Raw genomic sequence first — 22187 nt, 5'->3', positions numbered from 1 at the left:
CGCCGGCACTGCTTCGGCCAACGAGTGGGGCCGCCCGCCCCCCTCGTGGACACCGGCCGCCGTAGAGTGGTGCTGTGCCCAGGATTCGAGCGGCCTCCGTGGCCGAGCACCGGACCATGCAGCGCGGCGCCCTCCTGGACGCAGCGCGCTCCCTGCTGTCCGAGGGAGGCACGGAGGCGTTGACCTTTCCCGCCCTCGCCGAGCGCACGGGCCTCGCCAGGTCCTCCGTCTACGAGTACTTCCGCTCCCGTGCCGCTGTCGTCGAGGAGCTCTGCGCCGTCGACTTCCCCGTCTGGGCGGCCGAGGTCGAGAGCGCGATGGAGCGGGCGGGCACGCCCGAGGAGAAGATCGAGGCGTATGTGCGGCGGCAGCTCGATCTCGTCGGGGACCGCCGCCACCGGGCCGTCGTGGCGATCTCCGCGAGCGAGCTGGACGCGGGTGCGCGCGAGAAGATCCGGGCAGCGCACGGCGGTCTGATCACCATGATCGTGGAGGCCCTCGGTGATCTCGGACATGAGCAGCCGCGGCTTGCGGCCATGCTGCTCCAGGGCTCCGTGGATGCTGCGGTCCGTCGTATCGAGCTGAGCGTGGCGGAGGAGCCCGGCGTGATCGCCGACACCGCCGTCACCATGATCCTGGACGGTGTCCGGGGCATCGGCGGCGACCGGGGGTGACGCCCTCGCCGGACTCTCCGGTCCGGATGCTCGCTCCCAGAAGCAGCACCTGAGTCAAGCCCCGCGCCCGGGAGAGGCCCCGCGCCTGAGACGTGCCCCGCACCCGCGCCTGGAGATGCCGGCGCCCGCACCTGGGAGACGCCGCGCACCCGGGGCATGCCCCGCACGAGGCCTGGACACGACCCGGAATGGAGACGTGCCCAGTCACTGAGGCTCGCTCAGCATCTGAGGAGGGTCAGGGAGGGGCACCCCCGACACAGGCAGCAACCGCGAGGGTCCGTGCCGCAGCAGTGACGGCGGCAGCAGAGACAGCGGGTCCAGATAGGCGTCCCCGCGCCGCAAGCCCCAGTGGAGGCAGCCCGGGGCGCAGTGGGACGGCCCGGCCGACATGACCGCCACCACCTGGCCCGCCGTGACCTGGTCCCCCTTGCCGACCAGCGGGCGTACCGGCTCGTAGGTGGTCCGCAGTGGCGGATCGCCCGTCCCCGCAAGTTCGATCACGACCACTCCGCGTCCCGCCACGCCGCCTGCGAAGGACACGCGGCCCGCCGCCGCTGCCAGCACCCGTGCGCCCGGCGCCGCCCCCAGATCCACCCCGCGGTGTCCGCGGCCGTACTCGGTGGCGGGCGGCTCCCACCCCCGTAGGACCGTGGGCCGCCCCTCCAGCGGCCAGACGCCTTCACCGATCGGGCCCGCCGGGGCGGGCACCCGGCCATCCGCCTCGCCGGGTGGGTCGATGCCCGCCTCCCCTGCCTCACCCGCAGCCCCCGCCCCACTACCCGCCCCCGCCGAGCGCGGCGGGGGCCCTTCCGCCGCCAGGGCGTACAGCCCGCCGTACGCCGGCATGAGCAGCGCCACCAGCAGCAGCCCCGAAGCGGCCACCGCCGCCCGGCCGGACGCCCACGCGCTCGCGCCTGCCGGAACACCGCGGCGCGCGGCAGGGCGGCGACCGGGCCGGATCCGATGACAACCACCTTCCGATGTGAATCGCATGGCGCCACCGTCCCCCGCCCGGCGGATCCGCGGGGATCATGGACCCGATCTGTGGACTACCGGCCGGTTGTGGACAGCGCCGTCACCCGGCACCCGGCGGGTCCCGTACACTTCTTCTGGCGATCCGGGTCACCGGGTCGACTTCGCACGCCCCGCCACCTCCTTCTCTGCGGAGGTGGCCGCGCTCCTCGGTCCTTCGTGGCACGGCGCGTCGGGGCGTCAGGCGCGACAGCAATCCTGCGGTCGCGATAACCGAGTACCTCAAGGAGTACGGCCATGGCCGTCGTCACGATGCGGGAGCTGCTGGAAAGCGGCGTCCACTTCGGTCACCAGACCCGTCGCTGGAACCCGAAGATGAAGCGCTTCATCTTCACCGAGCGCAACGGCATCTACATCATCGACCTGCTCCAGTCGCTGTCGTACATCGACCGCGCCTACGAGTTCGTCAAGGAGACCGTCGCCCACGGCGGCTCCATCATGTTCGTGGGTACGAAGAAGCAGGCCCAGGAGGCCATCGCCGAGCAGGCGACGCGCGTCGGCATGCCGTACGTCAACCAGCGTTGGCTCGGTGGCATGCTCACCAACTTCTCCACCGTCTACAAGCGCCTTCAGCGTCTGAAGGAGCTCGAGCTCATCGACTTCGAGGACGTGGCCGCTTCCGGCCTCACCAAGAAGGAGCTCCTGGTCCTCTCCCGCGAGAAGGCCAAGCTGGAGAAGACCCTCGGTGGTATCCGCGAGATGCAGAAGGTGCCGAGCGCCGTCTGGATCGTCGACACCAAGAAGGAGCACATCGCCGTCGGTGAGGCGCGCAAGCTCCACATCCCGGTCGTCGCGATCCTGGACACCAACTGCGACCCCGACGAGGTCGACTACAAGATTCCGGGCAACGACGACGCGATCCGCTCCGTCACCCTGCTCACCCGCGTGATCGCCGACGCCGTCGCCGAGGGCCTCATCGCCCGCTCCGGCGCTGCGACCGGCGACTCGAAGCCGGGCGAGAAGGCTGCCGGCGAGCCGCTCGCCGAGTGGGAGCGTGACCTGCTCGAGGGCGACAAGAAGGCCGACGCCGAGGTCCAGACCTCCGCCGAGACCGAGAAGGTCGCGGACGCGGAGGCAGCTGAGGCCCCTGCCGAGGCTGCTGCCGAGGCCCCCGCGGCTGAGGCCCCCGCTGCCGAGGCTCCGGCCGCGGACGCCGAGCAGGCCTGACACCCGTCACGGCTGAAGACGGCGGGGGTCGGTGCCACAGGCACCGCCCCCGCCGTTGACCCGTAGATCTTTCAGACTTCGAGAGAGAAATACAGACTCATGGCGAACTACACCGCCGCTGACGTCAAGAAGCTCCGTGAGCTCACCGGCGCCGGCATGATGGACTGCAAGAAGGCGCTCGACGAGGCCGACGGCAACGTCGACGGGGCCGTCGAGGCGCTCCGTATCAAGGGACAGAAGGGCGTCGCCAAGCGCGAGGGCCGTTCTGCCGAGAACGGCGCGGTCGTCTCCGTCCTCTCCGAGGACAAGACGTCCGGTGTCCTGCTCGAGCTGAAGTGCGAGACCGACTTCGTCGCCAAGGGTGACAAGTTCCAGGCCGTCGCCAACACGCTCGCCGCTCACGTCGCCGCGACCTCCCCGGCCGACATCGAGGCGCTTCTCGCGTCCGAGATCGAGCCCGGCAAGACCGTTCAGGCGTACGTGGACGAGGCCAACGCCAACCTCGGCGAGAAGATCGTCCTGGACCGCTTCGCGCAGTTCGACGGCGCCTTCGTCTCCGTGTACATGCACCGCACCATGCCCGACCTGCCGCCGCAGATCGGTGTCATGGTCGAGCTGGACAAGGCCGACGCCGACCTGGCGAAGGGCATCGCCCAGCACATCGCCGCCTTCGCGCCGAAGTACCTGTCCCGCGAGGACGTCCCGGCCGAGGTCGTCGAGGCCGAGCGCCGCGTCGCCGAGGAGACCACGCGCGCCGAGGGCAAGCCCGAGGCCGCGCTCCCGAAGATCGTCGAGGGTCGCGTCAACGGCTTCTTCAAGGAGGCCACCCTCCTCGGCCAGCCGTACGCGCTGGACAACAAGAAGTCCGTCCAGAAGGTCCTGGACGAGGCCGGTGTCGCCCTGAAGCGCTTCACGCGCATCAAGGTCGGCATCTGAGTCCGTCCGCGAAAAACGGTGGACCCCGATAGGGTCTGGTGCAGTCGACGGCCGCACACCGCCGTACGACCGCAGATCTGACGAGGAGGCCATTGCCGCTGAGGGACATCAGACCCACCGGCAATGGCCTTCTTCGTATGTGCACGAGGAGAATCTCCATGAACAAGGGCGCGGACGCCGCAACAGGTGACCACAAGCGCGACGACGGCAAGGTGCGCGGACGCTTCATGCTGAAGCTGTCCGGAGAAGCGTTCGCCGGCGGCGGGGGTCTCGGTGTCGACCCCGACGTCGTGCACGCCATCGCCCGTGAGATCGCGGCAGTCGTCCGCGACGGGGCGGAAATCGCGATCGTCATCGGCGGCGGCAACTTCTTCCGCGGTGCCGAGCTCCAGCAGCGCGGCATGGACCGGGCCCGGTCCGACTACATGGGCATGCTCGGCACCGTCATGAACTGCCTCGCTCTCCAGGACTTCCTGGAGAAGGAGGGCATCGACTCCCGCGTCCAGACGGCCATCACCATGGGCCAGGTCGCGGAGCCGTATATTCCGCTGCGCGCCGTACGGCACCTGGAGAAGGGGCGCGTCGTCATTTTCGGCGCCGGCATGGGCATGCCGTACTTCTCCACCGACACCACCGCGGCACAGCGCGCCCTGGAGATCGACGCCGAGGCGCTGCTGATGGGGAAGAACGGCGTGGACGGGGTCTACGACTCCGACCCGAAGACCAACCCCGGCGCGGTGAAGTTCGACGCGCTGGAGTACAGCGAGGTGCTCGCCCGCGATCTCAAGGTCGCCGACGCCACCGCCATCACGCTCTGCCGTGACAACCAGCTGCCGATCCTCGTCTTCGAGCTGACCACCGCGGGCAATATCGCCCGCGCGGTCAAGAGTGAGAAGATCGGCACGCTCGTGAGTGACCAGGGCACCCGGGCCTGACAACCGGGGACTTCCGGGGTGACCCGGTGAGGCCCCGGGGGCCCACGGGACGGCCCCGAAAGATGGACAACGGCCTGCCGGTCGGACACCGTGCAGGTGAGGACGCGACGCAGGACCCGCCGGGCTCTGGCACGCCGGGCCCACTCAAGACACGCAGGAGCACGTGGTGATCGAAGAAACCCTCCTCGAGGCCGAGGAGAAGATGGAGAAGGCCGTCGTCGTCGCGAAAGAGGACTTCGCCGCGATCCGCACCGGCCGTGCGCACCCGGCGATGTTCAACAAGATCGTCGCCGACTACTACGGCGCGCTGACCCCGATCAACCAGCTGGCCTCGTTCTCGGTGCCCGAGCCCCGTATGGCTGTCGTAACGCCGTTCGACAAGACCGCGCTGCGCAACATCGAGCAGGCCATCCGCGACTCGGACCTCGGCGTCAACCCGAGCAACGACGGCAATATCATTCGGGTCACCTTCCCCGACCTCACCGAAGAGCGTCGCCGCGACTACATCAAGGTCGCGAAGACCAAGGCCGAGGACTCCAAGATCTCGATCCGGGCCGTCCGCCGCAAGGCCAAGGAGACGCTCGACAAGCTGGTCAAGGACAAGGAGTCCGGCGAGGACGAGGTGCGCCGCGCCGAGAAGGAGCTCGACGACACCACCGCGAAGTACGTCGCGCAGGTGGACGAGCTGCTGAAGCACAAGGAAGCCGAGCTGCTCGAAGTCTGATGAACGACTCTTCCTGGGGCGCCCCGCAGGGCGCAGGCCATCGGGCTGCGCCCGAGATGCGGGCCGCTACGGCGGGTCCTGCCTACGATGTGCATGACGCCCAGCAGACTCGGCCCATGCCCATCGTGCCGGACGTTCCCGACGCAGGTAGAGACGCTGACGACCGTGATGACCGGGACCAGGGGGCCGGACGCCTGAGCGGCGGCCCCCTGTTCCGTGACGAGAAGCCGCAGGAGCCCATGTCGACCGCGCCGCCACCCCCGCAGAAGAAGCGTGCGGGCCGTGATCTGGGAGCCGCCATAGGGGTCGGTGTCGGGCTGGGTGCCGTCGTGGTCGCCTCGCTCTTCATCGTCAAGGCCGTCTTCGTCGGTGTGATCGTGGTCGCCGTCGTGGTGGGTCTTTGGGAGCTCACCTCCCGGCTGGAGGAGCGCAAGGGCATCAAGGCGCCTCTCGTCCCGCTCGCGATCGGCGGCGCGGCCATGGTCGTGGCCGGCTACGCCCGCGGCGCCGAGGGTGCCTGGATCGCCATGGCGCTGACCGCCCTGGCCGTGCTCGTCTGGCGGATGACCGAGCCGCCGGAGGACTACCTCCGGGACGTCACGGCCGGAATCTTCGCCGCGTTCTACGTGCCGTTCCTGGCAACCTTCGTCGCCATGCTCCTGACCGCCGACGACGGCGCGCAGCGGGTCCTGACCTTCCTGCTGCTGACCGTGGTCAGCGACACGGGTGCGTACGCCGTCGGCTGGCGGTTCGGCAAGCACAAGCTCGCGCCCCGCATCAGCCCCGGCAAGACACGTGAGGGCCTGTTCGGAGCCGTGGCCTTCGCGATGGTGGCCGGTGCGCTGTGCATGCAGTTCCTGATCGACGACGGTTCCTGGTGGCAGGGCCTGCTGCTCGGGCTCGCGGTCGCCGCCAGCGCCACTCTCGGTGACCTGGGCGAGTCCATGATCAAGCGCGATCTCGGGATCAAGGACATGGGCACGCTCCTCCCCGGCCACGGGGGGATCATGGACCGGCTGGACTCCTTGCTGCCGACCGCGCCGGTGGTCTGGCTGCTGCTGGTGATCTTCGTCGGCTCCGGCTGACCGGCTGCAGGCGTTTTTTCCGGGTGAGGGCCCGCCGTCCACTGGACGGCGGGCCCTCACTCATGTGCGGGGGAGGGCGGGCCGCCCGTGACGCCAGCACCCGTCAGCCCTGGTTGTGGAGGGCGGAACGCATGTGGTGATGGAGTTCCATGGCCCGGCGGCGCATCCATAGGATCCAGAGGCAGAACGCGGCCACGCCGACGGTGAAGACCAGCGGAAACACCAGCGAGCCGGTGCTCGCGCCGAGGACGAGCATGCCGACCGCGCTCAGACCCATGAAGCCCAGCCAGTACGGCAGCCACCGGCCACCCCGCTCCATCTTCCCCAGCTGATCGTCCACCAGCCGCCGCATCATCGCCCGCTCCTCGGGATCCCGCGGCACCGCACGATGCCGGATCCTGCGGTTGAGGCTGACGACCGCGCGGGGGTCGGCACCGGTGGCGCGGGCGGTTCTGCGGCGCTGAGCAGCGAGGACCCCGATGATCACAGCGGTGTAGAGCAGGCTCTGGGCCACCCATAAGCCCGGATGGTCATTCCGGCGGAACAGGGCGCTGAAGCCCAAGCCCAGCAAGAAGACCACGAGTGCCTGCCCGGCCAGGCTGTGATGGAACCAGTGCTTCACGGTGCGCACGACACGTACCTCCCAAGAATGTGGCGGAATGTCCCTCTCGGGTCCCGGATACCCCGCCCGGCCCGATCCATCGGCACCGTGGCCGGCCGCGTCGCCGCTCGCGTGCCGCCTTCACCGGGAGCCACGAACGGGCTCACCTGTGCGCGTACGGCCCGTGAGGGCCGGCCGCCCGGGGTGCGATCGGTCACTGTCCTGCGTGCGGCCGGGCCGTCGCGGGGCCGTCGCGGGGCCGTCGGCGGCGGCCCGATGACGGACCTCACCGCTGACGAGCACCGGCACCTCGGCGTGTCTGCGACACTGGAGGAACCATGCCTAAGCCCGGAGAACTCACTTTCGTCGCGCCCCGCGGAGCCAAGAAGCCCCCGCGCCACCTCGCCGACCTCACGCCCGCCGAGCGCAAGGAAGCAGTCGCCGCGACCGGCGAGAAGCCTTTCCGCGCGCAGCAGCTCTCGCAGCACTACTTCGCGCGGTATGCGCACGACCCGTCGGAGTGGACCAACATCCCCGCCGGATCGCGCGACAAGCTGGCCGAGGCGTTGTTCCCCGATCTGATGTCCGTGATCCGGCACATCAGCTGCGACGACGACACCACCCGTAAGACGCTGTGGAAGCTGCACGACGGGACGCTGGTCGAGTCGGTGCTGATGCGTTATCCCGAGCGCGTCACGATGTGCATCTCCTCGCAGGCCGGCTGCGGCATGAACTGCCCGTTCTGCGCCACCGGGCAGGCCGGGCTCGACCGCAACCTCTCCACCGCCGAGATCGTCCACCAGATCGTCGACGGTATGCGGGCGCTGCGCGACGGCGAGGTCCCGGGCGGACCGGCCCGGCTCTCCAACATCGTCTTCATGGGTATGGGCGAACCGCTCGCCAACTACAACCGCGTGGTCGGCGCGATCCGTCGGCTGACCGATCCGGAGCCCGACGGGCTCGGCCTCTCGCAGCGCGGGATCACCGTCTCCACCGTCGGCCTCGTCCCCGCGATGCTGCGATTCGCCGACGAGGGCTTCAAGTGCCGTCTCGCCGTCTCGCTGCATGCCCCCGACGACGAGCTGCGTGACACGCTCGTGCCCGTGAACACCCGGTGGAAGGTGCGCGAGGTCCTGGACGCCGCTTGGGAGTACGCGGAGAAGTCCGGCCGCCGCATCTCCATCGAGTACGCGCTGATCCGCGACATCAACGACCAGGCGTGGCGGGGCGACCGGCTCGGCCGGCTGCTCAAGGGCAAGCGGGTTCACGTCAACCTGATCCCGCTCAACCCGACGCCCGGATCGAAGTGGACCGCTTCTCGACCCGAGGACGAGAAGGCGTTCGTCGAGGCGATCGCCGCCCACGGGGTGCCGGTGACCGTGCGGGACACTCGTGGCCAGGAGATCGACGGGGCCTGCGGACAGCTGGCGGCATCCGAGCGCTGAGGCCGAAATCGGCCGTGTAGCCTGGGCTCGAAAGCAACTTCATATTCCGACAGGGGAGCGCCACAGCGCTGAGAGTGCGGCACCGAGAACAGGTTGGCCGCAGACCCTCTGAACCTCGCCCGGGTCATTCCGGGTAGGAAGTTCGGACCTTACTCAAGCTGTTGCGCCCTGCCCGCTTCCGGTTTCCGCCGGTGCGGGCAGGGCCGCGTCTCTTCCTGGTCATACCCAGGAGGAATCACATGAGCACCACCAGGAAGATCGCGGTGACGGCCGTCGCCGCCGCAATCGGCGCGACCGCGCTCACCGGATGCGGCAGCTCCGACGACTCGGCATCGGGTTCCGGTGGAACCCGGGGCACGGGCTCCAAGACCGTCACCCTCGTCAGCCACGACTCCTTCAACGCCTCCAAGGGCGTGCTGAAGGAGTTCACCCGGCAGACCGGTTACACCGTCAAGGTGCTGAAGAGCGGTGACGCGGGCGCGGCACTCAACCAGGAGATCCTGACCAAGGGCTCGCCGCGCGGCGACGTGTTCTTCGGCGTGGACAACACCCTGCTCTCGCGCGCCCTCGACAACGGGCTGTTCACGCCGTACGAGGCCAAGGGCCTCGACCGGGTCGCGGCCGACGTCCAGCTGGACGACAAGCACAGGGTCACCCCGGTCGACACCGGCGACATCTGCGTCAACTACGACAAGAAGTACTTCGCCGACAAGAAGCTCGCTCCGCCGCAGTCCTTCGAGGACCTGGCGAAGCCCGCGTACAAGAACCTCCTCGTCACCGAGAACGCCGCGACCTCCTCGCCCGGCCTCGGGTTCCTCCTCGGCAGCGTTGCCACCTACGGCGCGGACGGCTACCAGGACTACTGGAAGAAGCTGAAGAACAACGGCGTCAAGGTCGTCGACGGTTGGGAGCAGGCGTACAACGAGGAGTTCTCCGGTTCCGCGGGCGGCAAGAAGGCCAAGGCGGACCGGCCGCTCGTCGTCAGTTACGCCTCCAGCCCGCCCGTCGAGGTGCTGTACGCGGACCCGCAGCCGAAGACCGCCCCCACCGGCGTCGCCACCGGGACGTGCTTCCGCCAGATCGAGTTCGCCGGCCTGCTCGACGGGGCGAAGAACGCGGCGGGTGGCAAGGCGCTCCTGGACTTCCTGATCGGCAAGCAGTTCCAGGAGGACATGCCGCTCAACATGTTCGTCAGCCCGGTCACCAAGGGCGCGAAGGTGCCGGACCTCTTCACGAAGTTCGGTGCCACGGTCGACAAGCCGACGACCGTCGCCCCCGACGAGATCGCCAAGAACCGTGAGCAGTGGGTCCAGTCATGGTCCTCGCTCGTAGTGAAGTAGCGAAGACTCCCGCACGCGGACCGGGCGCGCGCGGGAAGGCCGCGCGCGTCCGGTCCCTGCGCGGGGGCGCGGTGCGGCTCGGTCTGATGGCCGTGCCCGTGGCGTTCTTCGCGTTGTTCTTCGCCTATCCCGTCGCCGCGATCGTGGGGCGCGGGCTCAAGGCCGAAGGCGTATGGCAGTTCGGCCGGTTCGGCGAGGTGCTGGGCCGGCCGGACATCCAGAACGTCCTCTGGTTCACGCTCTGGCAGGCCCTCGCCTCGACCGCGTTGACCCTGCTGGTCGCGCTGCCGGGCGCGTACGTCTTCGCGCGGTTCGACTTCCCCGGCAAGCAGGTGCTGCGGGCGGTCGTCACCGTGCCGTTCGTCCTCCCGACCGTTGTCGTCGGCACGGCGTTCCTCGCGCTGCTCGGCCGCGGCGGCTTCCTCGACGGGCTCTGGGGTGTGCGGCTCGACACCACGGTGTGGGCGATCCTGCTGGCCCACGTCTTCTTCAACTACGCCGTCGTCGTGCGCACCGTCGGTGGACTCTGGGCGCAGCTCGACCCCCGGCAGGAGGAGGCCGCGCGGGTCCTCGGCGCGGGGCGTTTCGCCGCTTGGCGCCGTGTCACCCTCCCCGCGCTCGGCCCCGCCGTGGCTGCCGCGGCGCTGATGGTCTTCCTGTTCACCTTCACCTCCTTCGGTGTCGTGCAGATCCTCGGCGGACCGGGCTTCTCCACGCTGGAGGTGGAGATCTACCGGCAGACCGCGCAGTTGCTCGACCTGCCCACGGCTGCCGTGCTGACCCTGGTGCAGTTCGTCGCGGTCGGCGCCGTGCTGGCCGTGCACGCGTGGACCGTGCGGCGCAGGGAGACCGCGCTGAAGCTCGTCGATCCGGCTCAGACGTCCCGCAGGCCGCGCGGAGCGGGCCAGTGGGCGCTGCTCGGAGGCGTGCTGCTGACCGTGCTGGTGCTGATTCTGCTGCCGCTCGGTGTCCTGGTGGAGCGGTCGCTCGATGTGTCCGGCGGCCACGGGTTCGCCTACTACCGTGCGCTGGCCTCGGCGGAGGCGAACAGCGGAACGTTCCTGGTCGCACCGATCGAGGCGATCGGGAACTCCCTGCGCTACGCCCTGGTCGCCACCCTCATCGCCCTGTTCGTCGGAGGACTGGCGGCCGCGGCCCTGACCAGGAAGGCGGGGCGGCTCGTCCGGGGATTCGACGCGTTGCTGATGCTGCCACTCGGCGTCTCCGCCGTCACCGTCGGCTTCGGCTTCCTGATCACCCTCGACGAGCCACCGCTGGATCTGCGTACCTCCTGGATCCTGGTGCCGCTCGCCCAGGCGCTCGTCGGAGTGCCCTTCGTCGTCCGCACCATGCTGCCGGTCCTCAGAGCGGTCGACGGGCGGCTGCGCGAAGCCGCCGCGGTGCTCGGCGCCTCCCCGTGGCGGGCCTGGCGTGAGGTGGATCTGCCGCTCGTGCGCCGGGCACTGCTGGTCGCCGCCGGATTCGCTTTCGCTGTGTCACTCGGCGAGTTCGGGGCCACCGTGTTCATCGCGCGGCCCGACAGTCCCACGCTCCCGGTGGCCGTCGCCCGGCTGCTCGGCCGGTCCGGGGAGCTCAACTACGGCCAGGCGATGGCCCTCAGCACCATTCTGATGCTCGTGTGCGCGGTGTCACTGCTGCTGCTCGAACGTATCCGTACGGACCGATCCGGGGAGTTCTAGAGATGCTGACGCTGGAATCGGCCACCGTGCGCTTCGGTGAGCGGGCGGCGCTCGACGCGGTGGACCTGGAGGTCGCCGAGCACGAGATCGTCTGTGTCCTGGGACCGAGCGGCAGTGGGAAGTCCACCCTGCTGCGCGTCGTCGCCGGACTCCAGCAGGCCGACGGCGGGCGGGTGTTGCTCGACGGCGCGGACCAGGACGGGGTGCCGGTCCATCGGCGCGGGCTCGGCCTGATGTTCCAGGACCACCAGCTCTTCCCGCATCGGGACGTCGGCGAGAACGTCGCCTTCGGGCTGCGGATGCGCGGTGTGGACAGGAGCGAGCAGGACCGTCGGGTCGGCGAACTGCTCGACCTGGTGGGGCTTCCCGGTGCCGAACGACGGGCCGTCGCCGCGCTCTCGGGCGGCGAACAGCAGCGCGTCGCCCTCGCGCGCGCCCTCGCCCCCCGGCCCAAACTGCTGATGCTGGACGAACCGCTCGGCCAGCTGGACCGCAGCCTGCGCGAACGCCTCGTCGTCGAACTGCGCACGCTCTTCGGCCGGCTGGGTACGACGGTGCTCGCCGTCACCCACGACCAGGGCGAGGCCTTCGCACTCGCCGACCGGGTCGTCGTGATGCGTGACGGACACATCGCGCAGGTGGGCACGCCCCTGGAGGTCTGGCAGCGTCCCGCTTCCGCCTTCGTCGCCCGCTTCCTCGGTTTCGACAACGTGGTGGACGCGATGGTCACCGGTGAGACCGCCGACACCGACTGGGGCGAGGTGCCGGTGCCGGCCGGCTCCCCGCAGGGGGCCTGCGATCTGCTGGTGCGTCCGGCCGGGGTCATGATCGGCGGCCCGCAGGACGGTCTGCGCTGCACCGTGGGCGCGCGCACCTTCCGCGGCAACCACGTCGCTGTGCAGCTGCGCCCGGACCGCGGTCCGGCCCTGGAGGCGGAGTGCCCGCTGAACAGCACTCCGGACGAGGGGGCACAGGTCGGCGTCACCTTCGCCGCGGCGGAGAGCGTCGTGCTGCCCGTCGCCCCGTGACCGGACGCGCGGCCGGCCGCCAGAGGCCTACGGGGTAACGCGCCCGCACCGGTCACGGCCACGCGCGGTCCCGGTTCGTGCGGGAGGGTCACGGCCTTTGCCCGCTCCCGCGGCTCGGCCTTCGCGACAGGCAGGTTGAGGGGGCCTGGCCGTGTGCGCGGCGCTGGTGAGCCGGACGGGAGCTGAGCCCCCCGGGACGGTGCGGTCGCCTCAGTACCGGGGCTACTTCGCCGACAGCCGCGCGAGCGCTTCGGGCGCTTCCTCCACCGTGTCGACCAGCGCGATGCGGGACTCCATCGGCCTGCCCGCCGCGAGGGCCCGGAGCAGCGGCCAGGCCGGGAGCTCCCGCGTCCAGTGATCACGGCCCACCAGCACCATCGGGGACGGTTCACCGCGTGAGCCGTAGTAGTTCGGGGTGGTGCTGTCGAATATCTCCTGGACGGTGCCGGCCGCGCCCGGCAGGAAGATCACGCCCGCGGTCGAGCGGGCCAGCAGCCCGTCCTCGCGCAGGGCGTTGGCGAAGTACTTGGCGATGTGGTCGGCGAAAGGGTTCGGCGGCTCGTGGCCGTAGAACCAGGTGGGGATCGATACGGACCTGCCGCCGTCCGGCCAGCGTTTCCTTACGGCGAACGCGGCCAGCGCCCAGTCGGTGACCGACGGCGTGAACGAGGGCGTCGCGCCGAGGAGTTCGCAGGCCTCGTCCAGCATCGCGTCGGGATGCGGGGCTGCGTGGGCGCCGAGGTTCGCCGCCTCCATGGCGCCTGGGCCGCCACCGGTGGCCACCGTCAGGCCGCTGCGGGCCAGCGTCCTGCCGAGCCGGGCCGCCGCCGCGTACGGGGCGCTCCCCCGGGGAGTCGCGTGGCCGCCCATCACGCCGATCACCCGCTCCCCGACGAGGAGTTCGTCCAGCGCGTCGGAGACCGCGTCGTCGTGGAGCGCGCGCAGCATCGAGGCGAACACGTCGCCGTCCGACCGGGTGCGGCAGAACCAGCGGTAGGCGCGGGCGTCGGGCGTCGACTCGTAACCGCCCTGCGCCAGCCCGTCGTAGAGGGCGTCGGGGGAATAGAGGACACCGCGGTACGGATCGAAGGGGATACCGGGCACCGGAGGGAAGACGAACGCGCCGTCGGCCCGCACCTTCTCGGCCGCCGCCGGCTCCATCCGGCAGCCGAGGAAGACGGCCCCGGACGTGTCCGTGGCCACCAGTGCCGCGCTGCGGTCCGTCAGGTCGACGGACTGGATGCGCCGGCCCTTCAGCGAACCGGCGGCGACCGCCGCGTCGAATTCGGTGAGCGACTCGATCTCGTTGTCGGGTGCCGACGCGCTGTCCTTCGATATCTCCACGCCGTCATGCTACGGACCCGGGCCCTCGTGCTATGCCCCGGCCGGGACCCAGGCCCCGGCCGGGGCCTGTTCAGGGCGTCAGAGGCAGCGCGGCCAACTCGGCGATCGCCCAGGTCAGCGGGGCGAAGACGAGCAGCAGGGCGGCAGCGCGCAGGGCCGTCGCCGCGCGCAGCGCGGAGGCCGGGGCGCCGAGCCGAAGGAGCGCCCGTGCGGTCTCGGCGCGGGCCTGCTTCGCCTCCAGGGCCGACGTCAGCAGTGTCGCGGTGGTACAGCCGATGACGAGCAGGGCGCCGAGTGCGGTGAGCGGACCGAAGGGGCGCGGGCCCGTCCCGTACAGAGCGAACACGGCGACGATCGCGGAGACGACCGCGCACACGATCCCCAGCGGACGGCCGATCCGCTGTGCCTCGTCCATCAGCACGCGGCCCGCCAGCAGGCGCACGGCTCCCGGACGTGCCGCCTGGAGCAGCCGTCCGCACAGGTAGGTCAGCCCCGGTCCGGCCGTCGCCAGGCCGATCGCCGTCAGGGTCCATCCGACGAGCACCCAGGCCGGTGTGGCGTCGAGCTTGCCGGGGAGCGGGAAGGGGCTGCCGGGCGAACCGCGGTTCGCGTACGCCTCGACGGCGAGTCCGGCGGCGGTCAGGGCCACGCCCCACGGCAGGCCTGCGGGTGGCGCCGCCGGGGCGGGGATCTGCTCATCGGGCACCAGGTCCTCGGCGGCCTCCGGCGTGGCCGTGGCCCGCACCGGCCTGGTGCGCAGCGTGAGCGCGCTCGCCGTCGCGGCGGCCGCCGGAACCAGGGTCAGCAGGACGAGGGCGGCGGCCAGTGGCAGCGGTGCCTCGGCGCCGAGAAGACCGGCCGCGGCGCCGTCGAACGGCAGCCCGGACAGATCGCCGCGCAGGTGGAGGAAGAAGAGCAGCGCGACCATCGAGCCGAGGGTGCACGAGACCGCGGTGGAGACCGCGGCGAGCACGCTGAGCCGCACCGGTCCGAGGCCGACGGCGGACAGTCCGGCGCGCGGGCGGGTGCTCGGGTCCGTACGTGCCACCGCGACCGCGAACTGCACGGTGGCGGCCAGCGGTACGAAGCACCACAGCAGCCGCAACACGGAACCGGCGGAGTGCCCCGGGTGCCCGGAGGCGTAACCGAGCGTGCAGAGCAGGAGGAAGCCGACCCCGGCGGAGGCGGCCGCGACGAGCAGCCGCCGCATCAGGACCAGTGGATGGGAACCGCGGGCTAGACGGAGAGCGAGCACGCCGCGCGGCCCTCCGCATCGGTCACGGCGGGCAGGGCGACCGTCGCGACCCGGCGTCCGTCCAGCAGCGGCACCATGCGGTCGGCGAGAGCGGCGATCTCCGCGTCGTGGGTGGCGAGCACCACCGTGATGCCGTGCGACCGGGCCGCGCTCGTCAGGGTGCGCAGCACGTGGGCGCGGTCGGTGCGGTGCAGCGTCGCGGTCGGCTCGTCGGCGAAGATCACCGCGGGTGCGGCGGCCAGCGCGCGGGCCACCGAGATCCGCTGCCGCTGGCTCTGCTGGAGGGTGTGCGGCCGCTTCCGCGCGCACATGCCGATGTCGAGGCGCTCCAGCCACTCCATGGCGGCCTTCTTGGCCTCCCGGTGCGAGGAGCCGCGCAGCAGCAGCGGCAGGGCGGTGTTCTCCCAGGTGCTGAGCTCCGGGACGAGCTGGGGTTCGGGGGCGATCCAGCCGAACTTGTCGCGGCGCAGCCGCTCACGCAGCCGCGGGCCCATGGTGTGGACGGGGACGCTGTTGAACCACACCTCGCCCTGCTGGGGCACCAGCTGGCCGGAGAGGCAGTGCAGCAGCGTCGTCTTGCCGCTGCCGCGCGGGCCGGTCACCGCGAGGATCTCGCCGTCGCGGATCCCCAGGGAGACTCCGCCGAGCGCGGGTGAGCCGTTGTGGGAGTGCTGCAGGGAACGCGCCCAGATCACGTCGTTGTCCGGCGGGGCCACCATGGCGTACACCTCGGTTCAGATCAGATATCCCGTTCCCCCGTACGGGGGAACGAAGGCGGGGCCGATCGGTCACTCGGCACCGTAGGGATTCGGATCGCGGTGTGCGCACAGCACGCGGCCCGGGTGCGCTTCTTCCCACTCGAATGGGCGCATCCGGGCCGCGTGGGCCGTATGAAATGACCGCTGGAGCGCCGTCGCGGGACGGTCAAGCGGCGGTCAAGCCGACGGCTGCCGTTGGGCCGTTCGGCCTCACCGAGGGCTCGGCCTGCGGAAGGCCGGCCGCGCGGGAGGCGCGGAACGCCCGGCCCGCGGCAGGCCCGGCCTCTCGGAAGGCGTGGGGGCCCGGGGTCAGAGCTTCGTCCAGGCCTCCGTCAGGACGGACCGCAGGATGCCTTCGATCTCGTCGAACGTGGACTGGTCGGAGATCAGCGGCGGCGCGAGCTGGACGACCGGGTCGCCACGGTCGTCGGCCCGGCAGTACAGGCCGTTGTCGTACAGCGCCTTGGAGAGGAAGCCGTACAGGACGCGCTCGGTCTCCTCGTCCGTGAACGTCTCCTTGGTGACCTTGTCCTTCACCAGCTCGATGCCGTAGAAGAAGCCGTTGCCGCGGACGTCGCCGACGATCGGCAGGTCGTGCAGCTTCTGGAGCGTGGTGAAGAACGCGTTCTCGTTGTCGAGGACGTGCTGGTTGAGGCCCTCGCGCTCGAAGATGTCGAGGTTGGCGAGGCCGACCGCGGCGGAGACCGGGTGACCGCCGAAGGTGTATCCGTGCAGGAAGGTGTTGTCGCCCTCGTAGAACGGCTCGGCGAGCTTGTCCGAGATGATGCAGGCGCCGATCGGCGAGTAGCCCGAGGTCATGCCCTTGGCGCAGGTGATCATGTCCGGCACGTAGCCGAACTTGTCGCAGGCGAACATCGTGCCGAGCCGGCCGAAGGCGCAGATGACCTCGTCGGAGACGAGCAGCACGTCGTACTGGTCGCAGATCTCGCGGACACGCTGGAAGTAGCCGGGCGGGGGCGGGAAGCAGCCGCCCGCGTTCTGCACGGGCTCCAGGAAGACGGCCGCGACGGTGTCCGGGCCCTCGAAGAGGATCTCCTGCTCGATCTGGTCGGCGGCCCAGCGGCCGAACGCCTCCGGGTCGTCACCGAAGAGCGGGGCGCGGTAGATGTTGGTGTTCGGCACCTTGTGCGCGCCGGGGACCAGCGGCTCGAAGGGGGCCTTGAGGGCCGGCAGACCGGTGATGGACAGGGCGCCCTGCGGGGTGCCGTGGTAGGCGACCGCACGCGAGATGACCTTGTACTTGGTCGGCTTGCCCTTGAGCTTGAAGTACTGCTTGGCCAGCTTCCAGGCGGTCTCGACGGCCTCGCCGCCACCGGTGGTGAAGAAGACCTTGTTCAGGTCGCCCGGGGCGTAGTCGGCGAGGCGCTCGGCCAGCTCGACGGCCTTCGGGTGGGCGTAGGACCACACCGGGAAGAAGGCCAGCTCCTGGGCCTGCTTGTACGCGGCCTCGGCGAGCTCGTGACGGCCGTGGCCGGCGTTGACGACGAACAGGCCGGACAGGCCGTCGAGGTAGCGCTTGCCCTGGTCGTCGTAGATGTAGGTGCCCTCGCCACGCACGATGGTGGGAACGCTTGCGTTCTCGTAGTCCGACATGCGGGTGAAGTGCATCCACAGGTGGTCGTACGCGGTCCGGCTGAGGTCCTTGCTCACGGCTATCGGGTTCCCCACATATAGGTCTGCTTCTTGAGCTTGAGGTAGACGAAGCTCTCGGTGGAGCGCACGCCGGGAATGGCCCGGATGCGTTTGTTGATCGTCTCCAGCAGGTGGTCGTCGTCCTCGCAGACGATCTCCACCATCAGGTCGAAGGAGCCCGCGGTCATCACCACGTACTCGCATTCGGTCATGGCCGACAGGGCCTCCGCGACGGGGTCGAGGTCACCCTCGACGTTGATCCCGACCATCGCCTGCCGCCGGAAACCCACGGTGAGCGGGTCGGTGACGGCGACGATCTGCATCACGCCCTGGTCGAGCAGCTTCTGGACGCGCTGGCGCACGGCCGCCTCGGAGAGGCCCACGGCCTTGCCGATCGCGGCGTACGGGCGACGCCCGTCCTCCTGGAGCTGCTCGATGATTGCGAGGGAGACGGCATCGACCGCTGGGGACGATCCGTTCCCGGTCCTGGAGTCTGCGCTGCGACTGGCCACGGGGCCACTCTGCACCGGGACTCGTCTGTCTCGCAACCCCAGATCGATGAAATTCGTTGTTGCGAGGCTTGGATCTCACTGAATCCGAAGTTGGCGGCGGTTGGGTATGTCGAAACCGTTACCCATGCGGCTAGGCTGGACGTCTCACCCATTGGACGTGTCGACAGGAGGGGTGGTTGTGACCACCGAGGTGCGCCGTCTGCGCAACTACATCAATGGAGAGTTCCGGGACGCCGCCGACGGGCGGACCATCGATGTGGTCAACCCGGTGACGGAGGAGGTCTACGCGACCTCCCCGCTGTCCGGCGAGGCCGACGTCGATGCCGCGATGGACGCCGCGGCCGCTGCCTTCCCGGCCTGGCGCGACGCGACGCCGGCCGAGCGCCAGCGCGCCCTGCTGAAGATCGCGGACGCCTTCGAGGAGCGTGCCGAGGACCTCATCGCGGCCGAGTCCGAGAACACCGGCAAGCCGATCGGGCTGACCCGCACCGAAGAGATCCCGCCGATGGTGGACCAGATCCGCTTCTTCGCGGGCGCCGCCCGGCTGCTGGAGGGCCGCTCGGCAGGCGAGTACATGGAGGGCCTCACCTCCATCGTCCGCCGCGAGCCGGTCGGTGTCTGCGCCCAGGTCGCGCCGTGGAACTACCCGATGATGATGGCCGTGTGGAAGTTCGCCCCGGCGCTCGCCGCGGGCAACACCGTCGTCATCAAGCCGTCCGACACCACCCCGGCGTCCACCGTGCTGATCGCCGAGATCATCGGGCAGATCCTGCCGAAGGGCGTCTTCAACGTCATCTGCGGCGACCGCGACACCGGCCGCGCGATGGTGGAGCACCGGACCCCGGCCATGGCCTCCATCACGGGTTCGGTCCGGGCCGGCATGCAGGTCGCCGAGTCCGCTGCCAAGGACGTCAAGCGGGTCCACCTGGAGCTCGGCGGCAAGGCTCCCGTCGTCGTCTTCGGGGACACCGACATCGCCAAGGCCGTGGAGGACATCTCGGTCGCGGGCTACTTCAACGCCGGTCAGGACTGTACGGCCGCGACCCGCGTGCTCGTCCACGAGTCGATCCACGACGAGTTCGTCACCGCGCTCGCGAAGGCCGCCGCCGACACGAAGACGGGGCAGCCGGACGACGAGGACGTGCTCTACGGTCCGCTCAACAACGCGAACCAGCTCGCCCAGGTCAGCGGCTTCGTCGAGCGGCTCCCCGCTCACGCCAAGGTCGAGGCGGGCGGCCACCGGGTGGGCGACAAGGGCTACTTCTACGCCCCGACCGTCGTCTCCGGGCTCAAGCAGGACGACGAGATCATCCAGAACGAGGTCTTCGGGCCGGTCATCACCGTTCAGTCGTTCACGGACGAGGCCCAGGCCCTGGAGTGGGCGAACGGCGTGGAGTACGCGCTGGCCTCCTCCGTCTGGACCAAGGACCATGCCCGCGCCATGCGCATGTCCAAGAACCTCGACTTCGGTTGCGTGTGGATCAACACCCACATCCCGCTCGTCGCCGAGATGCCGCACGGCGGGTTCAAGAAGTCCGGCTACGGCAAGGACCTCTCCGCCTACGGCTTCGAGGACTACACCCGCATCAAGCACGTCATGACGTCGCTCGACGGCTGACCGCCGCGGCATTCGACATGGGTACGGCCCCGGGCGCACTGTGCGAGTGCCCGGGGCCGTACCCATGTCGAATGCCGGCACGGCCGCCCCCTGTCTCGTGTCCGCGTGTCCCCGGCCGGCCCGCCCGCCCGGAGCCGGCGCCCTGCCCCCGGCGTCCCTCCTCGACAGGGTGTGCGCAAGGGGACGGCACCGCTGGACGGTTGGTCCATTGCCCGCCGCACCGGCCGCCCGGCATCCTTCGCGGGTGCGAGCGATCCCGAACCACCCCATGTCCCGCCGGTCCCTGCTCAGCGCCTTCGGGGCGGGAGCGGCCGGCGTCGCGCTGGCCGGCTGCGGAGTCCCCGCCGCCTATGTGGAGCCGGGCGACCGTGCCGGACGCGATGACTCCGCCGGCGATCACACACTGCACTTCGCCAACTGGCCGCTCTACATCGACACGGACGACGCGAACGAGTCGAGGCGGCCCACCCTCGACGCGTTCGGCAAGCGGACCGGGATCTCCGTCACGTACACGGAGGAGATCAACGACAACGACGAGTTCTTCGGCAAGATCAGCCCCGCCCTGATGAACCACCAGCAGACCGGCCGCGACCTGATCGTCATCAGCGACTGGATGGCCGCGCGCTTCGTCCGGCTCGGCTGGGTCCAGGAGATGGACCGGGCGAAGCAGCCCAACGTGGCCAGGTATCTCGACCCGCAACTGCGCTCGCCCGCCTTCGACGAGGGGCGGACGCACAGCGTGCCCTGGCAGTCCGGCATCACCGGCATCGCTTACAACAAGAAGAGGCTCGGCCGGGAGATCAAGCACACCAGCGACCTGTGGGCGGCTGACCTGCGTGGCAAGGTGACCCTGCTGTCCGGGCTCGACGAGTCGTTCGCCCTGCTGATGCAGGGCAATGGCGTCGACATCACCCGCTGGAAGCGGGACGACTTCCACGACATCTGCGACCAGGTGGAGAAGCTGGTGAGGAGCAGGCACATCCGCCGCTTCACCGGCAACGACTACATCAAGGACCTCTCCACCGGAGACGTGCTCGCCTGTCAGGCGTACTCCGGCGACGTCATCCAGCTCCAGGCGGACAACCCCGACATCGAGTTCGTGGTACCCGAGGAAGGGGCCGAGCTCTGGGCGGAGTCACTCATGATCCCCAACCTCGCCCGCCACAAGCGCAATGCAGAGGAGCTCGTCGACTACTACTACGAGCCCGAGGTCGCCGCCGAGCTCGCCACCTGGGTCAACTACGTCTGCCCCGTCCCCGCCGCCAGGGACGTCCTGGCCTCCTCCAAGGACGAGGAGACCGCCGCGCTGGCCGAGGACCCGCTGATCTTCCCCGACGACGCCATGCGCGAACGCCTGGCGATCGCCCGCGACATCACCTCGGAGGAGCGCACCGAGTTCGCCAAGAAGTGGAACTCCATCGTCGGCTTGTGAACGGGCACCGCAAGATCAAGCGACTGGCGGCGATGGAACGGACGCCGGAGCCGGTGCCTGCCCAGGACGCCGCTGGGGCGGCCTGAGTCACCCGCCCGACGCAGACCGCCTCGGCGCCCTCACGGCTTCCGTGCCACCGCACCGAACTGGGCGACCTCGGCCCCGGCCGGGCCGGGCCCGGGACGCCAGCGCGCGCACGAGACGATGCCCGGATCGAGGATGTCCAGCCCGTCCAGGAACGCGGCGAACTCGAAACGGCCACGGGCGGTGATCGGGGGAGTGGCGTTCTCGTTCCAGAACCGCATCGCGGCCTCGTTGCCCTCACCGCCCAGCTCCAGCGTGGGGTGGGTGAGCACCAGATAGCTGCCGGACGGCACCGCGGCCATCAGCTGCCCGACGATCCGCAGCGCCTCGTCCGTGTCCAGGACGAAGTTCAGCATGCCCAGCAGCATGACCGCGACCGGGCGCTCCAGGTCGAGCGTGGGCTGCGCCGCCCGCAGGATCCGGTCCGGGTGACGGGCGTCCGCGTCGATGTACTCGGTCGCGCCCTCCGGCGAACTGGTGAGCAACGAGCGGGCGTGGGCCAGGACGATCGGGTCGTTGTCGACGTACACGACACGGGCGTCGGGCGCGGTGTGCTGGGCCACCTCATGGGTGTTGTCCGCCGTCGGCAGGCCGGTGCCGATGTCCAGGAACTGGCCGATGCCCGCGTCGCCGGCCAGATACCGCACCGCCCGCCCGAGGAACGCCCGGTCCGCCCGCGCCACTTCGCCGATTCTCGGATACATGCCGGTGACCTGGTCACCGACCGCCCGGTCCACCGGGAAGTGGTCCTGGCCGCCGAGCCAGTAGTTCCAGACCCGGGCGTTGTGGGCGACGTCGGAACGGACGCGGGCGGAAAGCGAATTGCTGCGGGGGGCGGTCACTGCTGACTCCTTGGCGCCGGCC

20 protein-coding genes and 1 riboswitch are annotated in these 22187 nt (G+C 70.3%); of the genes, 12 read left to right on the top strand and 8 right to left on the bottom strand.

The window, feature by feature from the left end:
- Positions 1-98: 98 nt before the first annotated feature.
- Positions 99-674 carry a TetR/AcrR family transcriptional regulator gene (locus OG538_RS09420; RefSeq protein ID WP_406100038.1) on the top strand — a complete coding sequence of 192 codons (576 nt, stop codon included), beginning with the start codon at positions 99-101 and terminating at the stop codon, positions 672-674.
- Positions 675-878: 204 nt separating this feature from the next.
- Here the strand turns inward: OG538_RS09420 and OG538_RS09415 are convergent, their stop codons facing one another.
- Positions 879-1667, bottom strand: coding sequence for a peptidoglycan DD-metalloendopeptidase family protein (locus OG538_RS09415; RefSeq protein WP_406092020.1), 789 nt, complete (start codon positions 1665-1667; stop codon positions 879-881).
- Between the two features lie 276 nt (positions 1668-1943).
- Between OG538_RS09415 and rpsB the strand changes: the two genes are divergently transcribed.
- From rpsB to OG538_RS09390, 5 genes are all read left to right on the top strand, one after another.
- Positions 1944-2873: a 30S ribosomal protein S2 gene (gene rpsB, locus OG538_RS09410; RefSeq protein ID WP_406092018.1), complete on the top strand. Its 930-nt coding sequence runs from the start codon at positions 1944-1946 to the stop codon at positions 2871-2873.
- Between the two features lie 99 nt (positions 2874-2972).
- Complete coding sequence (gene tsf / locus OG538_RS09405) at positions 2973-3809, top strand: translation elongation factor Ts (protein WP_406092016.1); 837 nt, start codon at positions 2973-2975, stop codon at positions 3807-3809.
- 158 nt (positions 3810-3967) lie between these two features.
- Positions 3968-4744: a UMP kinase gene (gene pyrH, locus OG538_RS09400; RefSeq protein WP_148021169.1), complete on the top strand. Its 777-nt coding sequence runs from the start codon at positions 3968-3970 to the stop codon at positions 4742-4744.
- Between the two features lie 166 nt (positions 4745-4910).
- Positions 4911-5468 carry a ribosome recycling factor gene (gene frr, locus OG538_RS09395; protein WP_037690170.1) on the top strand — a complete coding sequence of 186 codons (558 nt, stop codon included), beginning with the start codon at positions 4911-4913 and terminating at the stop codon, positions 5466-5468.
- Positions 5468-6553, top strand: coding sequence for a phosphatidate cytidylyltransferase (locus OG538_RS09390; protein ID WP_406092014.1), 1086 nt, complete (start codon positions 5468-5470; stop codon positions 6551-6553). The genes frr and OG538_RS09390 overlap by 1 nt, the downstream gene beginning before the upstream one ends.
- 103 nt (positions 6554-6656) lie before the next feature.
- Here the strand turns inward: OG538_RS09390 and OG538_RS09385 are convergent, their stop codons facing one another.
- On the bottom strand, positions 6657-7184 hold the full coding sequence (locus OG538_RS09385) for a hypothetical protein (protein WP_406092012.1): 528 nt from the start codon (positions 7182-7184) through the stop codon (positions 6657-6659).
- A 308-nt stretch (positions 7185-7492) separates the two neighbouring features.
- Here OG538_RS09385 and rlmN point away from each other — a divergent pair, with 308 nt between their 5' ends.
- From rlmN to OG538_RS09365, 4 genes are all read left to right on the top strand, one after another.
- On the top strand, positions 7493-8599 hold the full coding sequence (rlmN, locus tag OG538_RS09380) for a 23S rRNA (adenine(2503)-C(2))-methyltransferase RlmN (protein WP_406092010.1): 1107 nt from the start codon (positions 7493-7495) through the stop codon (positions 8597-8599).
- A gap of 41 nt (positions 8600-8640) precedes the next feature.
- A riboswitch (TPP riboswitch) is annotated at positions 8641-8757 on the top strand.
- 81 nt (positions 8758-8838) lie between these two features.
- Positions 8839-9939, top strand: coding sequence for a thiamine ABC transporter substrate binding subunit (locus OG538_RS09375; RefSeq protein WP_406092008.1), 1101 nt, complete (start codon positions 8839-8841; stop codon positions 9937-9939).
- A gap of 86 nt (positions 9940-10025) precedes the next feature.
- A complete protein-coding gene (locus OG538_RS09370; RefSeq protein ID WP_406100037.1) occupies positions 10026-11639 on the top strand; it encodes an ABC transporter permease in 1614 nt (537 codons plus the stop codon).
- Positions 11640-11641: 2 nt separating this feature from the next.
- Positions 11642-12667 carry an ABC transporter ATP-binding protein gene (locus tag OG538_RS09365; RefSeq protein ID WP_406092006.1) on the top strand — a complete coding sequence of 342 codons (1026 nt, stop codon included), beginning with the start codon at positions 11642-11644 and terminating at the stop codon, positions 12665-12667.
- Between the two features lie 222 nt (positions 12668-12889).
- On the opposite strand, the gene OG538_RS09360 is transcribed toward OG538_RS09365, so the two are convergent.
- The 5 genes from OG538_RS09360 to OG538_RS09340 all read right to left on the bottom strand — a co-directional run bounded on the left by OG538_RS09360 (position 12890) and on the right by OG538_RS09340 (position 18204).
- The gene (locus OG538_RS09360; protein WP_406092004.1) at positions 12890-14011 is read right to left on the bottom strand and encodes an LOG family protein; all 1122 of its coding nucleotides are present in this window, start codon (positions 14009-14011) and stop codon (positions 12890-12892) included.
- Between the two features lie 70 nt (positions 14012-14081).
- Positions 14082-15266, bottom strand: a complete 1185-nt coding sequence (locus OG538_RS09355; RefSeq protein ID WP_406092002.1) for a hypothetical protein — start codon at positions 15264-15266, stop codon at positions 14082-14084.
- Positions 15248-15985, bottom strand: a complete 738-nt coding sequence (locus tag OG538_RS09350) for an ABC transporter ATP-binding protein (protein WP_406092000.1) — start codon at positions 15983-15985, stop codon at positions 15248-15250. The genes OG538_RS09355 and OG538_RS09350 overlap by 19 nt, the downstream gene beginning before the upstream one ends.
- 348 nt (positions 15986-16333) lie before the next feature.
- Positions 16334-17713 carry an aspartate aminotransferase family protein gene (locus OG538_RS09345; protein ID WP_406091998.1) on the bottom strand — a complete coding sequence of 460 codons (1380 nt, stop codon included), beginning with the start codon at positions 17711-17713 and terminating at the stop codon, positions 16334-16336.
- Positions 17698-18204: an Lrp/AsnC family transcriptional regulator gene (locus OG538_RS09340; RefSeq protein ID WP_328896636.1), complete on the bottom strand. Its 507-nt coding sequence runs from the start codon at positions 18202-18204 to the stop codon at positions 17698-17700. The genes OG538_RS09345 and OG538_RS09340 overlap by 16 nt, the downstream gene beginning before the upstream one ends.
- Before the next feature lie 163 nt (positions 18205-18367).
- Between OG538_RS09340 and OG538_RS09335 the strand changes: the two genes are divergently transcribed.
- Both OG538_RS09335 and OG538_RS09330 read left to right on the top strand, forming a co-directional pair.
- Positions 18368-19807 (top strand): gamma-aminobutyraldehyde dehydrogenase, encoded by a 1440-nt coding sequence (locus OG538_RS09335; RefSeq protein WP_406091996.1) that lies wholly within the window; start codon positions 18368-18370, stop codon positions 19805-19807.
- Positions 19808-20075: 268 nt separating this feature from the next.
- Positions 20076-21239: a spermidine/putrescine ABC transporter substrate-binding protein gene (locus OG538_RS09330; protein WP_406100036.1), complete on the top strand. Its 1164-nt coding sequence runs from the start codon at positions 20076-20078 to the stop codon at positions 21237-21239.
- Between the two features lie 119 nt (positions 21240-21358).
- Here OG538_RS09330 and OG538_RS09325 read toward each other — a convergent pair whose 3' ends face one another.
- The gene (locus OG538_RS09325) at positions 21359-22165 is read right to left on the bottom strand and encodes an SAM-dependent methyltransferase (RefSeq protein WP_406091994.1); all 807 of its coding nucleotides are present in this window, start codon (positions 22163-22165) and stop codon (positions 21359-21361) included.
- Positions 22166-22187: the final 22 nt, after the last annotated feature.

It is taken from the genome of Streptomyces sp. NBC_01013 (assembly GCF_045162765.1).
In the GTDB taxonomy this organism is placed as follows: Bacteria; Actinomycetota; Actinomycetes; order Streptomycetales; family Streptomycetaceae; genus Streptomyces.
The sequence above is the reverse complement of the archived record's forward strand: the minus strand, read 5'-3'. Positions and strand labels throughout refer to the sequence as shown.